General features: G+C 65.0%; 12 protein-coding genes. 7 read left to right on the forward strand and 5 right to left on the reverse strand.

Going from position 1 to position 13,158, the window contains the following annotated elements; translation table 11 throughout:
• Nucleotides 1-7: 7 nt before the first annotated feature.
• On the reverse strand, nucleotides 8-3,196 hold the full coding sequence (locus EN786_RS26815; protein WP_135909052.1) for a multidrug efflux RND transporter permease subunit: 3,189 nt from the start codon (nucleotides 3,194-3,196) through the stop codon (nucleotides 8-10).
• Complete coding sequence (locus EN786_RS26820) at nucleotides 3,190-3,480, reverse strand: hypothetical protein (RefSeq protein WP_245478390.1); 291 nt, start codon at nucleotides 3,478-3,480, stop codon at nucleotides 3,190-3,192. Before EN786_RS26820 ends, EN786_RS26815 begins: the two co-directional genes overlap by 7 nt.
• Before the next feature lie 215 nt (nucleotides 3,481-3,695).
• Here EN786_RS26820 and EN786_RS26825 point away from each other — a divergent pair, with 215 nt between their 5' ends.
• Nucleotides 3,696-4,277: a TetR/AcrR family transcriptional regulator gene (locus EN786_RS26825; RefSeq protein ID WP_127286709.1), complete on the forward strand. Its 582-nt coding sequence runs from the start codon at nucleotides 3,696-3,698 to the stop codon at nucleotides 4,275-4,277.
• Nucleotides 4,278-4,633: 356 nt separating this feature from the next.
• Here EN786_RS26825 and EN786_RS39330 read toward each other — a convergent pair whose 3' ends face one another.
• A complete protein-coding gene (locus tag EN786_RS39330) occupies nucleotides 4,634-4,768 on the reverse strand; it encodes a hypothetical protein (protein ID WP_281033925.1) in 135 nt (44 codons plus the stop codon).
• Between the two features lie 26 nt (nucleotides 4,769-4,794).
• Entirely contained in the window at nucleotides 4,795-5,952 is a 1,158-nt protein-coding gene (locus EN786_RS26830; RefSeq protein ID WP_127311222.1) for a fumarylacetoacetate hydrolase family protein, read from the reverse strand.
• A gap of 196 nt (nucleotides 5,953-6,148) precedes the next feature.
• Here EN786_RS26830 and EN786_RS26835 point away from each other — a divergent pair, with 196 nt between their 5' ends.
• From EN786_RS26835 to EN786_RS26865, 6 genes are all read left to right on the forward strand, one after another.
• A complete protein-coding gene (locus EN786_RS26835) occupies nucleotides 6,149-7,429 on the forward strand; it encodes an FAD-dependent oxidoreductase (protein ID WP_127312034.1) in 1,281 nt (426 codons plus the stop codon).
• A gap of 98 nt (nucleotides 7,430-7,527) precedes the next feature.
• Entirely contained in the window at nucleotides 7,528-8,415 is an 888-nt protein-coding gene (locus tag EN786_RS26840) for an ABC transporter permease (RefSeq protein WP_127312033.1), read from the forward strand.
• Nucleotides 8,412-9,245: an ABC transporter permease gene (locus EN786_RS26845; protein WP_135909054.1), complete on the forward strand. Its 834-nt coding sequence runs from the start codon at nucleotides 8,412-8,414 to the stop codon at nucleotides 9,243-9,245. Before EN786_RS26840 ends, EN786_RS26845 begins: the two co-directional genes overlap by 4 nt.
• Before the next feature lie 30 nt (nucleotides 9,246-9,275).
• Nucleotides 9,276-10,346, forward strand: coding sequence for an ABC transporter substrate-binding protein (locus EN786_RS26850; protein WP_127286372.1), 1,071 nt, complete (start codon nucleotides 9,276-9,278; stop codon nucleotides 10,344-10,346).
• A gap of 265 nt (nucleotides 10,347-10,611) precedes the next feature.
• Nucleotides 10,612-11,220 (forward strand): cupin domain-containing protein, encoded by a 609-nt coding sequence (locus tag EN786_RS26860; protein ID WP_127311581.1) that lies wholly within the window; start codon nucleotides 10,612-10,614, stop codon nucleotides 11,218-11,220.
• The gene (locus tag EN786_RS26865) at nucleotides 11,210-12,352 is read left to right on the forward strand and encodes an ABC transporter ATP-binding protein (RefSeq protein ID WP_245478431.1); all 1,143 of its coding nucleotides are present in this window, start codon (nucleotides 11,210-11,212) and stop codon (nucleotides 12,350-12,352) included. Before EN786_RS26860 ends, EN786_RS26865 begins: the two co-directional genes overlap by 11 nt.
• Nucleotides 12,353-12,361: 9 nt before the next feature.
• On the opposite strand, the gene EN786_RS26870 is transcribed toward EN786_RS26865, so the two are convergent.
• A complete protein-coding gene (locus EN786_RS26870; protein WP_189340652.1) occupies nucleotides 12,362-13,063 on the reverse strand; it encodes a GntR family transcriptional regulator in 702 nt (233 codons plus the stop codon).
• Nucleotides 13,064-13,158 lie beyond the last annotated feature (95 nt).

The following is a 13,158-nucleotide window of genomic DNA, read 5'->3' on the forward strand; positions in this document are numbered from 1 at the left end:
TCCAATCCTATTCGGCCGCTTCAGCCAGGCGCAGGGGCGCCGGCTCGGCAGTCGGTTCAATATTCTCTTGTTCATGTTCCGCGGCGGGTTCGCTCCGCTCACGGCGCTCGCGCAACTGCTCGATCACCGCGTAGAAGACCGGCACGAACACCAGCGACAGCACCGTCGCCGCCACCATGCCGCCGAAGACGGTGGTGCCGATCGACTGGCGGCTGGCCGCACCCGCGCCGGTGGCGTACATCAGCGGCAGCACGCCGAGGATGAAGGCGAAGGCCGTCATCAGGATCGGCCTGAGCCTCAGCCGCGCGGCTTCCATCGCCGCCTCGACGATGCTGAGGCCTTCCTCGCGCCGTCGCCTTGCGAACTCGACGATCAGGATCGCGTTCTTCGCCGCCAGGCCGATCAGCATGACGAAGCCGATCTGCGAGTAGACGTCGATCTGCATGCCGCGCAGCAACAGCACCGCGAAAGCGCCGAACAAGGCGAGCGGCACGGCGAGCAGCACCATGAACGGCATTGCCCAGCTTTCATACTGCGCCGCCAGGATCAGGAAGACGAAGACGATTGCCAGGCCGAACACGATCGAGGCGATCGAGCCTGCCTTGAGCTCCTGATAGGTGATGCCGGTCCATTCATAGCCGAAATCCCTGGGCAGGACATTTGCCGCGGCGCGTTCCATCGCCGCCACCGCCTGTCCGGACGAGAAGCCGGGGGCGGCGCCGCCATTGATCAGGGCCGACGCATTGTTGTTGTAGTGCGGCACCGTCTCGGGCCCGACGATCGGCACCAGTTTGCCCAGCGTGCTCAGCGGCACCATGCCGCCCGACGAATTGCGCACATAGAGCCGCGAAATGTCGGTCGCATCGGCGCGCGCATCCTTGTCGGCCTGGATCGTCACCCGGAAGGTGCGGCCGAACAGGTTGAAGTCGTTGACGTAGAGCGAGCCAAGATAGATCTGCAGCGTGTTGAACACGTCGGGCAGGTTGAGGCCGAGGAGCTTCGCCTTGCTCCGGTCGAGGTCGTAGTTGAACTGCGGCGTCGAGGTCGAGAAGGACGAGAACAGCTGCTGCGGATTGAGCTCCGGTTGCTTGCGCGCCTCGGCGAGCAAAGCCTGGGTGACGTCGTTAAGCGCAGCACTTCCGCGACCGGACAGGTCCTCGACCTGGAACTCGAAGCCGCCGGTGGTGCCGAGGCCCGGGATCGAAGGCGGGTCGAAGGAGAGCGCGAAGGCTTCCGGCATTTGCAGCAGCTTGCCGCGCACCTGCTCGACGAGCTTGGAGGCGCTCTGGTCGGGCCCGCGCTCGTCCCATGGCTTTAGGATGGCGAACTCCACCGCCGAGTTCGACTGCGCGGCGCTGGTCAGGAAGTTCAGGCCGCTGATCGATCCGACGATGTCGACGCCGGGCGTGTTCTGCAGGATGTCGCGCGCCTTCTCGGCCACCGCATCGGTGCGCTCCAGCGAGGCGCCGTCGGGCAGCTGGATGACGACGAAGAAATAGCCCTGATCCTCGACGGGGAGGAAGGTTGAGGGCAATTTCTGCCAGACGAAATAGGTCGCGACGAGACCGGCCGCGAACAGGCCGAGCATGATCCAGCGCAGCCTGATCAGGATGCGCACGCCATGCGCATAGGCATGCGACAGCCAGTCGAAGCCAGCATTGAACCAGCGGAACAAGAAGAACTGCGTCTCGCCGCGATGGCGCAGGAATGCGGCACTCAGCGCCGGGCTCAGCGTCAGCGAGTTGAAAGCCGAGATGCCGACGGAGATCGCCACGGTGAGCGCGAACTGGTTGTAGAGCTTGCCCGAGACGCCGGGGATGAAGGCGACCGGAATGAACACCGCCATCAGCACCGCGGTGGTGGCGATGATCGGTCCCGTCACTTCCGCCATCGCCGCGCGCGTGGCTGCCAGCGGTTTGAGGCCGGCCTCGAGCTGTCGCTCGACATTTTCCACCACTACGATCGCGTCGTCGACGACGAGGCCGATCGCCAGCACCATGCCGAGCAGCGACAGCATGTTGAGCGAGAAGCCCAGCATGTACATCACCGCCAGCGTCGCGATCAGCGACACCGGGATGGCGATGGTCGGGATGATGGTGGTGCGCCAGCTTTGCAGGAAGATGAACACCACCGCCACGACCAGCACCAGCGCTTCGCCGAGCGTGATCAGCACGTCATGCATCGAGGCCGACACGAAGCGCGTCGTATCGTAGTGCATTCCGTATTTGACGCCTTTCGGAAAGCGCGCCGACAGCTCCTGCATCTTGTCCTTGACCCGCTGCTGCAGGTCGAGCGCGTTGGAGCCCGGCATCTGGTAGACGGCGAGCACCACCGTCGGGTCCTTGCCGAAGAAGGCGGAGGAGGAATATTGCAATGCGCCGAGCTCGATGCGCGCGACGTCGCGCAAGCGCACCAGCGAGCCGTTCGCCGGGTCGGCGCGCACGACGATTTCGCCGAATTCCTTCGGGTCGCTCAGGCGGCCGACGGCGTTGACCTGCATCTCGAAAGCGGTGCCGGCAGGCGCCGGCGACTGGCCGATCTTGCCGGCCGCCACCTGCACGTTCTGTTCGGCGATCGCGTTCTGCACGTCGACGGCGGTGATGCCGAGATTGGCCAGCTTGTCGGGATCGAGCCAGACGCGCATCGAATAGCGCCGCTCGCCGAAGATCTGCACGTCGCCGACGCCGGGCAGGCGCTTCAGCGGATCGACCACCTGCAGATAGGCGAGGTTGCTCAGCGCCACCGGATCGACCGAGCCGTCCGGCGAGGTGAGGTCGACGATGAGCACGAAATTGGGGTTTTGCTTCTTGATCGTCACGCCGCTTTGGTTAACGATCGCCGGCAGCGAGGATGCGGCCTGCGAGACGCGGTTCTGGACGTCGACGGCGGCGGTGCTCAGCGGATAGCCGACATCGAAGGTGATGGTGATGGTCGAGGAGCCGTCGTTCGAGCTCGTCGACGACATGTAGGTCATGCCCTGCACGCCGTTGATCTGCTGCTCGAGCGGCGTGGTCACGGTGTCGGCCACGACCTGCGCGCTGGCGCCCGGATAGTGGGCGCTGACCACCACCTGCGGCGGCGTGATGTCGGGGAACTGCGAGACCGGCAGCAGGAAATAAGCGATCGCACCGGCGAGCATCATGATGATGGCGATCGCCGATGCGAAGATCGGGCGTTGAACGAAGAAGGTCACCATGACACGCAGGCCTCGTTGAATGCTTTTGCCTCACCAAACGCGTTGGCGATCCTGGACAGCTGCCGGCTGCGCGCCGCGCCTGAATCTTCCAGGAAACGCGGCAGCGTCTTGCGGTCCGGCGCCTGCGTGGCCGCCTTCGAACGCAGCATCGCCTCGAAGCTGCGCGGATCGACCCGATCCGCCATCATCACCAGCCGGATCATCGGATCCCGGATGGCCTCGTCGATCGTCAGGTCTTTGCGCTTCTGCATAGGAGCGGCTCCTTGCTTGCGGTCCGCATCCAAATGATCGCGAACCGTTTTCTCGTCTTCACCGGCCGAAGCCGCATGACAGGCAGGTTTCTGGCCCTATCTCACTCTGGCAGGACCGATCGGCGGGTCTTGTCGTTGACGCGGAGAGACATAGGTGTTACCAGTAAGTAACATTCTGGAAGTTACAGACCGGTAACACCCTAGTCAAGAGGTGGCCGAGGGTTTTTTGGAAACGAAAGGAGATCATGATGGCAGACGGCGTCGTGGAGCGCTCTCGCCCCCGGGATCGGATCCTGGAGACGGCGCAGGACATGTTCCACAAGCACGGCATCAAGGGTGTTGGCGTCGACGCCATCACCGAGGCCGCCGGCACCAACAAGATGACGCTCTACCGTCACTTCGAATCCAAGGACGACCTGATCATCGAATGCCTGCGCGCCACCGCGGCGAAGGCAGCCGCGATATGGGACGCATTCGAGGCCGAGCACCCGGGCGACAAGCTCGCGCAGCTGCACGCCTGGGTCCGCAAGGTCTCCGAGATGCTCACTGCCGACAGCCGCGGCTGCGACATGGCCAATGCCGCCGTCGAGCTCAGCGAGACCGACCATCCGGCCAGGCGCGTCATCAAGGAGCTGAAGGAAGCCCAGCGCGAACGCCTGGTCAGCCTTTGCCGCGATGCCGGCGTCGGCCAGGCGGAGCTTCTTGCCGATACGCTGTCGCTGCTGCTCGAAGGCGCGCGCGTCTCGATGCAGAGCGTCGGCGCCGAGGGCCCGAGCGCGCAGTTCGTGCGCATGGCGGAAGGGCTGATCGCATCGTTCAGGGCGCGCTGACAGCGGCGCCCGTCTCCAGACCGCAACGGCCGGAACAAAAAAAGCCCGCTGCCGGGAGGAGGAGGCAGCGGGCTCGATTTCGAATGCGGCACGGGAGGAGGTGTACCGCATTCACCGTCGGCATCACATCTGGGAGGAGGAGACGGCCGACACCCGGATATCTACTGATTGCTTAACGATTCGGCAACCATGAAACTTGCGTAGCTGATGTGCAGAATTGCCGCACCGTTTGCCAATCATCCGACAAATCTGGATAAAGCAGCCTTGTTGCGGCTCGCTAACCTATTGAACCGGAACGTTTTCCTTGAAGATCAATCGCGGCCCAGTTTGGGCGAGGTAAGGTAGTCGAGCGAGGCTCAGCCGCGCGGCCCGTTCTGCCTGAGTTCCGCGCGCCGGCCGCGCCAGATCCTGCCCAGCCAGTCGACCAGAACGACGAAGCCGCCCAAGCGTTTGGCGACGTTGCGCACGGAGATCGGCGGCAAATCGGACATGATGAAGGCCGGTTCTTGCAGGGTTGTCAGATCAGGCCGGCCTTGGCGAGGTCGCGCATCAGGTGGCTGGCGCCATAGGTCCAGTGCGGGCAATCCGGTGACAGGCGCACCCGGTTGACCAGCGCGCCGAGCTTCTCCGACGAGATGGTGACGATGTCGCCGACCTTGTGGGTGAAGCCCTTGCCCTTCTCGCCGCGATCCTTCGACGGTACGAACATGGTGCCGAGATAGAGCGCCAGCCCGTCCGGATACTGGTGATGCGGCCCCATCGCTGCCTTGACCAGCTCCTCCGGCGAGCGGCTGATCTCGGCCATCGAGCTTGCGCCCTCCAGCGCGAACCCATCCTCGCCCTCGACGCTGAGCCGCACCGTGGCGCGCTTCACGTCGGCGATGGAAAAGGTCTCGTCGAACAGCCGGATGAAGGGACCGAGCGCTGCGGACGCGTTGTTGTCCTTGGCCTTGCCCAAGAGCAGCGCCGAGCGCCCCTCGACGTCGCGCAAATTGACGTCGTTGCCGAGCGTGGCGCCGACAATGCGGCCGGTGCTGTCGGCGATCATGGCGATCTCCGGCTCCGGATTGTTCCAGGTGGAGACCGGGTGCAGGCCGACATCGGCGCCGAAGCCGACAGATGCCATCGGCTGGCATTTGGTGAAGATTTCGGCGTCCGGACCAATGCCCACCTCCAGATATTGCGACCAGGCGCCGCGCGAAATCAGCTTGGCCTTGATCTCCATCGCTTCCGGCGAGCCGGGCTTCAGCTTCGACAGATCGTGGCCGATCAGGCCGGCGATGTCGGCGCGGATGGCATCGGCCTTCTCCGCCGAGCCGCGCGCCTGTTCCTCGATGACGCGCTCGAGCAGGCTGACGACGAAGGTGACGCCGGAAGCCTTCACCGCCTGCAGGTCGGCGGGGGAGAGCAGGAACGGCTTCTTCGCGTCGCGCTCTGCCTCGAAACTGTTGGCGGCGATGTCTTCAAGCGCGCCGATCGGCTTGCCCTTGGCGGAGCGGACATAGCCGGCCGGGTCAGGCAACTCGCAGAGGTCGCGCACGGTTGGAGCGGCGCTCGACGTGATGTCGAAGACCGTGCCGTCGCGCACCGCGACCACCAGCGGATGGGCCGCCTCGCTGGTTCTCGCTCGCCCGATGAAAATTCCGTCGGCGGGCAGGCGGGTCGGGTCGGTCATGGCATCGGTCCTTTCGTTGGCGGCGGGCACTTTCCCCGGATTTTGTCCAGACGTCCATCCCGCCGATGGGATCATTTGGTGGGCCATGGGCGCGCTGTCCGCAGCCACGGGCCGGCTGGCACAATCGAAACGCACTTTCAAATCCATGAAATCGGCAATACGATTTTCACGAGCCCATTGCATTTCCAGGTGTTCCTTGCCCAAGCCGTTTTCCGATCCGATCTGGCAGAGGCCCAAAACGGTGTCCGCGTTCCAGCCGCAACCGGCGGTCGGCGCAGTTGACGTCGTCATCGTCGGTGGCGGGATCATGGGTCTCTCCACCGCGCTCCATGCCGCGCGGCAGGGGCGCACCGTCCAGGTGCTCGAGGCCGGAGTGATCGGCGAGGGCGCCTCGGGTCTCAATGGCGGTCAGGTCATCCCCGGCCTGAAATACGATCCGCAATGGCTGGTCGAGCATTTCGGCAAGGAGCGTGGCGAGGCGCTGGTCAATTTTGCCGCCTCGACCGCGGATGCGGTGTTCGACCTGATCCGCGACGAGAAGCTGGCGGTGCCGTTCACCCGCAACGGCTGGATCCAGGCTGCGCACACCGAGACCGCTTTGACTGCGGCAGCAAACCGGGATCGCCAGTGGCGGGCGCGCGGCGCCGACGTCGAACTGCTAAGCCAGGCCGAGATCGCGGCCATGACCGGCGCCAAGGGCTATCTCGGCGGCTGGCTCGACCGCCGCGCCGGCGTCGTCGATCCGCTGGCCTATACGCTGGAGCTGGCGCGGGTCACCGCTGCCGCTGGCGCAGGGATCGCCGAAGGGCAGAAGGTGGTGAAGCTGCGCAAGGACGCCGGTCTCTGGCGCGTCTTGACCGAAAGCGGCCTGGAGGTGCGGGCGAAGGCGGTAGTTCTTGCCACCAACGCCTACGCCGATGGCCTTCTGCCTGGCCTCGCGCGGACCATCGTGCCGCTGCACTCCTTCCAGATTGCCACTGCGCCGCTGCCGGCTGACATTGGCGCCGGCATCCTGCCGGGCGGGCAGGCGGTGTCGGATTCGCGCCGCATCCTCGTCTACTACCGCAGAAGCGCGGACGGCCGGCTTGTGCTGGGCGGCCGCGGCCGCATGGCACTGCCCTTCAGCGCCGCGGACTGGGCGCATCTGGAACGCGCCTTGATCCGTCTCTATCCGGCGCTTGCCGGCATCGCGATCGAGAAACGCTGGTTCGGCCGGGTGGCGATGACGCCGGATCACCTGCCGCATATCCACGAGCCCGAAATGGGCCTGCTTGCCGTTGCCGGCTGCCAGGGCAGGGGCGTCGGCCTGATGAGCGCGCTCGGCAAGCGCATCGCAAGCTACCTGGCGAGCGGCGATGCGCGGCAACTGCCGTTTCCGTTGTCGCCGATCCGGCCGATCCCGTTCCATGCCTACCGGCAGGTCGGCGTTGCGGCGACGATCGCCTGGTACCGGATGCTCGACGCGTTGGAGCGCTGATTTCGCCGAGCACATTCCGTCACCTTCGCGATTCAGCTTGACAGTTTCATGAATCTGAAAAAATCTAAGTCGATTTCATAAATCCGACGGGCAGATCGATGTCGGCCATTGCAGCAAGTCAGCCATTGCCGGAAACCCGCACTTCGCCGGCGTTCCGCTTCGCCATGCTGCTGCCGGGCGGGCTGGTCACCTTCTTCCTGATCCTGTTCGCTCTCGGACTGGTGATCTTCCTTGCCTTCCGCGGCAATGACGGCTCGCTGCTCGGCGTCGGCCTGACCGCCGCGAACTTCGTCACCGTGGCCACCGATCCGCTCTACTGGACGGTGACGCTGCGCTCGCTGGTCATCGCCGGTCTGGTGACGCTGGCGACGGTGGTGACCGCCTATCCGGTCGCCTACTATCTCGCCTTCCATGCCGGGCGGCGCCGCGGCCTGCTGCTCTTCCTGGTCACGCTGCCATTCTGGACCAGCTATCTTTTGCGCGTCTTCGCCTGGAAGATCGTGCTTGCCTATAATGGCGTGCTCAACTCGGCCTTCATCGAAAGCGGCATCTGGTCGGAGCCGACGCTGGCCTTCCTCAACACGCCGGCGGCGGTCGTGGTCACGCTTGCCCACGCCTACGCGCCCTTTGCCATCCTGCCGATCTATGTCGCGCTGGACACGATCCCGAAGTCGCTGCTCGAAGCCGCTTCCGATCTCGGTGCCCGTCCCCTCACGGCCTTCCGCCGCGTCGTGCTGCCGAATTCGATGCCGGGCGTGCTGGCGGCGGCCCTCGTCGTCTTCGTGCCGACGGTCGGCGACTACGTCACGCCGGCCATGGTCGGCGGCCCGGCCAGCACCATGATCGGCACGCTGATCCAGTCGCAGTTCGGCAAGGCCAATGACTGGCCGTTCGGCGCCGCACTTTCCGTCTGCGTCATGCTGGTCATCCTGTGCGTGGTGCTGGTCGCGCGCGGCGCCGACCGCAGATTTGGCAGCCGCACATGAGCGCGGCGCGCACCGACATCAACACGGGCGGCCGCTGGCTCGGCCTCTACGTGCTTGGCTATCTGGTCTTCCTCTATCTGCCGGTGCTGCTGATCCCGCTGTTTTCCTTCAACAATTCCATCCAGGCTGCGTTTCCGCTGCAGGGCTTCACGCTTGAATGGTACGAGACGCTCTATGGCAATCCGGTGCTGTCGGGCGCGCTCGCCAACAGCCTCGTCATCGCCACGGTTGCAGCCACCGGCGCCACGCTCTGCGGCATCACCGTGTCCTATATGGATCTCTACGGCCGCTCGCCGCTCGCCGCCACGATCAGCGCCATCGCACGACTGCCGATCCTGATCCCAGGCGTCATCGTCGGCATATCGCTGCTTATCCTGGTCAATCTCATCGGTCTCGGCCCGTCGCGCGTTTCGATCGTGCTTGGGCACATCCTTGTCGCGCTGCCGACGACGGTGGTGGTGATGCGCAGCCGCTTCGCCGCTATTCCCAAAACCATCCGCGAGGCGGCGCTCGATCTCGGCGCCTCCGACTGGACGACGTTCCGGCGCGTCATGCTGCCGCTGAGTGCGCCGGCCGTTCTGTCGGCCTTCATGCTTGCCTTCCTTATCTCCTTCGACGAGTTCATCGTCGTCTTCTTCCTCGCCGGCACCGAGCCGACGCTGCCGCTCTACATCTGGAGCCAGCTGCGCTTCCCGCGCTCGCTGCCGACTGTCATGGCGCTGGGCACGGTGATCCTGGCCGTGTCCTTCATCATCGCCGGCTCAGCCGAAATCCTGCGCCACCGCGGCCTTGGCGCTGCGCGTCGGCCAGCCGCCGCCAAACCAGCCTGAACCACAACAAAGAAAGAGAGGAGAACGAAAATGACATTCCAGCTGAAATCGATCACCGGACACAAGACCCGCGCCGGCCTTGCGGCCCTGGCGCTCGCGCTGTCGTCGACCGTCGCCTTTGCCGCCGACAAGCTGCAGTATTTCACCTGGTCGGGCTACGAACTGCCCGACTTCAACAAAAGCTTCCTCGCAGCCCATCCGGACGGCGTCGAGGCCTCGATCTTCGGCGACGACGACGACGCCTTCACCAAGGTCAAGGCCGGTTTCCGGCCGGACATCGCGCACCCCTGCTACGACAAGGTGGCGCGCTGGAACAAGGAAGGCCTGCTGCAGCCGATCGACACCAAGCGCATCAAGAACTGGGATTCGATCTTCCCGGTGTTCAAGAACCTGCCCGACATCCAGGCCGGCGACGGCAAGGTCTGGATGGTGCCGTGGGACTGGGGCAACACCTCGATCCTCTACCGCACCGATCTGGTGAAGAACCCCGAGGCGAGTTGGAACCTTCTGTGGGACAAGCAGTATGCCGGTCGCATGGCGACAATCGACGCCGTGCATGACACGCCGATCGTCGCCGCACTGCTCGCCGGCGTGAACCCCTTCGACATGACTCCGGAGCAGATGGACAAGGTGGCGGAAAAACTGCGCGAGCAGCGGCCGCTGCTGTCCAGCTACACCACCGACATGACCTCGGTCGAACAGGCGCTGGCAAGCGGCCAACTGGTCGCCGCCATGACCTGGAACGCGTCGGCTACGTCGCTGAAGAAGCAGGGCGTGCCGGTCGAGTTCATGAAGCCGAAGGAGGGCATGCTGACCTGGTCCTGCGGCTTCGTCATGCTGAAGGACGCCAAGAACGTCGATCTCGCCTATGACTTCATCAACAGCCGGCTCGACGCCGACTCCGGTAAGTATCTGATCCAGTCCTATGGCTACGGCAGTTCGCTGAGCACCGCTTTCGCCGGCGTGGCGAAGGACGAGCTGGAAAAGCTGCAACTGCCGTCGGATCCGGACGTGATGCTGAAGACCACCATCTTCACCGGGCCGATGAAGCAGAACGACGACGTCGCCAAGATGTTCGAGAAGGTGAAGGCCGGGGGTTGAGCGCCATTGCCAAAGCCGGTGCTGCCCCTCACCTGCCTGCCGGCATCCTCTCCCCGTATAGTGACGGGGAGAGGGGCGCTGTCATCGCCGCTTTCGCAAATCGCCGCTGTTGCTGCAGGAAGACGGCCGACGCTGCGGTCAGCCCCTTCTCCCCGTCACTATACGGGGAGAAGTGCCCGGCAGGGCGATGAGGGGTGGCGCCAACGCCGGTAAGACCAGAACCGGCTTTGTTGGCTGGCCAAAGTACTGCAACGAGGACGAACGCATGGACGTTTTTGACGAAGCCGCCGAAAGGTCGAAGGACGATGCCGATGTGCGCGTCGGCCGGCGCGTGCGGGCGCTGAGGCTGGAGCGCAAGCTGTCGCTGGCCGAGCTTGCGGCAAAGGCCGGCATTTCGATCGGCGCGCTCAGCCAGATCGAGCGAGGCATGTCCTCGCTGCGTGTCAAGGTGATCTGGCCGCTGGCCGCCGCGCTCGACATCGAACCGTCTGCGCTGATCGCCGACGGCAATGACGCCGTCAACGACCTCTATTGCGTGCGCGCCGACAAGCGGCGGCAGATACCGGTCAAGTCGGAAGGCATCGCCAAGGCATTGCTCTCGCCGCCAGCGGCCACGCTCACCGGCATGCTGGTTACGGTCGAGGCCGGCGGCGGCACGGCGGAAGCCTACGCCCATGCCGGCCACGAATTCGGCTTCGTGATGACGGGCGAGGTCGAACTGGTGGTCGATTCGACCACCTACGGATTGAAGGCCGGCGACAGCTTTGCCTTCAAGAGCACGCTTCTGCATGCCTTCCGCAACCCCGGCGCCGAGTGCTGCCAGATCCTCTGGGTCAACACGACAAAACCCTCCGAGGTGCGCGATGGCGCCTGATGCGACAGAGCAATTCCAGGCAAAGCGCGACACGGCTTTCCGTCCGGAATTGCGAGATGCATTAGTTCGACTGCAGAAAGTCTCGAAGGTCTTTCCGGGTGGTGTGGTTGGTCTCGACGCCGTCGACCTGGATATCGCTCCGGGTGAGTTCCTCACTTTGTTAGGCCCGTCCGGTTGCGGCAAGACCACCAGCCTGCGCGTCATCGCCGGTTTCGAGAGCCCGACCAGCGGCAATGTTCTGCTCGAGGGCCGCGACATAACGGGCCTGAGGCCCTTCGATCGTCCGGTCAACACCGTGTTCCAGGACTATGCGCTGTTCCCGCACATGGATGTCGCCGAGAATGTCGGCTTCGGCCTGTCGCTGCGCAAACTGTCCGGCGCCGAGCAGGCGAAACGCGTCGGCGCGGCGCTCGACATGGTCGGCCTCGCCGACAAGCTCGGCGCCCGCGTCCTGGAACTTTCGGGCGGCCAGCGCCAGCGTGTCGCGCTCGCCCGCGCCATCGTCTGCGAGCCGCGTGTGCTGCTGCTCGACGAGCCGCTGTCGGCGCTCGACGCACATCTGCGCGAGCAGATGCAGGTCGAGCTGAAGCGGCTGCAGTCGCGGCTCGGCACCACCTTCGTCATGGTCACCCACGACCAGACCGAAGCGCTGTCGATCTCCGATCGCATCGTCGTCATGAACAAGGGCCGCATCGAGCAGATCGCGCCGCCGGCGACCCTCTACGACCGCCCGGCGACGAAATTCGTCGCCTCTTTCATCGGCACCATGAACCTCCTGCCGTCGCGCTTCGTCGGCCGCGACGGCGAGCGCCTGCGCTTTGCCGCCGGCGAGCTGCCGCTGGAAGCTGTCTCCGAAACCGGCGAGGCGCCGGCCGCCGGCGATACGCGCACCATCGGCGTGCGTCCCGAGGATCTGTTGGCAGCCACCGAAGCCGCTGACGGCACCACGCCGGCACGGGTGAGCGGCGTCGTCTTTCACGGCCGCACGCTGCGCCTTCACGCCGAGCTGGGGCAGGGGATGCGGGTGGTGATCGATGCGCCGCGACGCGCCGACGGTTTTCAGTTCAGCGTCGGCGACGTGGCGCATATCAGCCTGCGCCGGGGCGCCAGCTGCCCTATGCTTTCCAATTGACCGCTTGCCTCAGGACGCTCTGGCGAAAAAACCCTGATAGTCGGATTTGGCCTGCAGCAGGCGCAGGATGTTCTCGCGTGAGCCTCGCACATGCGCGCGGGCGCGCTCGCCGGCAAGCGCCACATCACCGGCGCAGATCGCGTCGACGATGCCGGTGTGCTCCTCGCGGGTGAGCTTCCACTCGTCCAGCCACAGAAGCTCCGTCCAGACATATTGCTGGCACTTGTCGAGTATGCCGCAGAGCATGCCGGAGAGCATCTCGTTGCCGCCGATTTCGGCGATCACGCGATGCAGGTCGATACCGACCTGCAGTTCCTCGAACTGCTCCCTGGTGCTGCGGTCGGGGATCGTGGCCAGACGCTCGCATTCGGCAAGAACTGCGCGCAGCCGCGTCTTGTCGGCGGCGGTGGCGTTGGCCGCCGCCAGCTCGGTCGCGCGTCCGTCGAGCAGCTCGCGGATGTCGAAGGCCTCGCGGAACATTGTCAGATTGAACTCGGCGACCAGATAGCCCTGGCGCGGACGGCCGATGACCAGGCCGTCGCGCTCCAGCCGGTTGAAGGCCTCGCGCACCGGTGTGCGGCTGACCTTCAGGCGCTCGGCCATGTCGGCTTCCGTGACACGCGAGCCGGGCGGAATCTGGCCGGTGATGATCAGCGCCTTCAGCTTCTCGAACACCGAATCGCGCAGCGTGTTCTTTCTCTCCTTGCTCAAGCGTCCCGCCTCCAACGGTCTGTCATGGATTCGCAGTCTAGAGCCTTTTGGCGCTTGCTTGAAACAGGACCGTTTCGAGCAGAGTAGCGCTCCGG

Source organism: Mesorhizobium sp. M4B.F.Ca.ET.143.01.1.1 (assembly GCF_004792275.1).
GTDB lineage: Bacteria > Pseudomonadota > Alphaproteobacteria > Rhizobiales > Rhizobiaceae > Mesorhizobium > Mesorhizobium abyssinicae.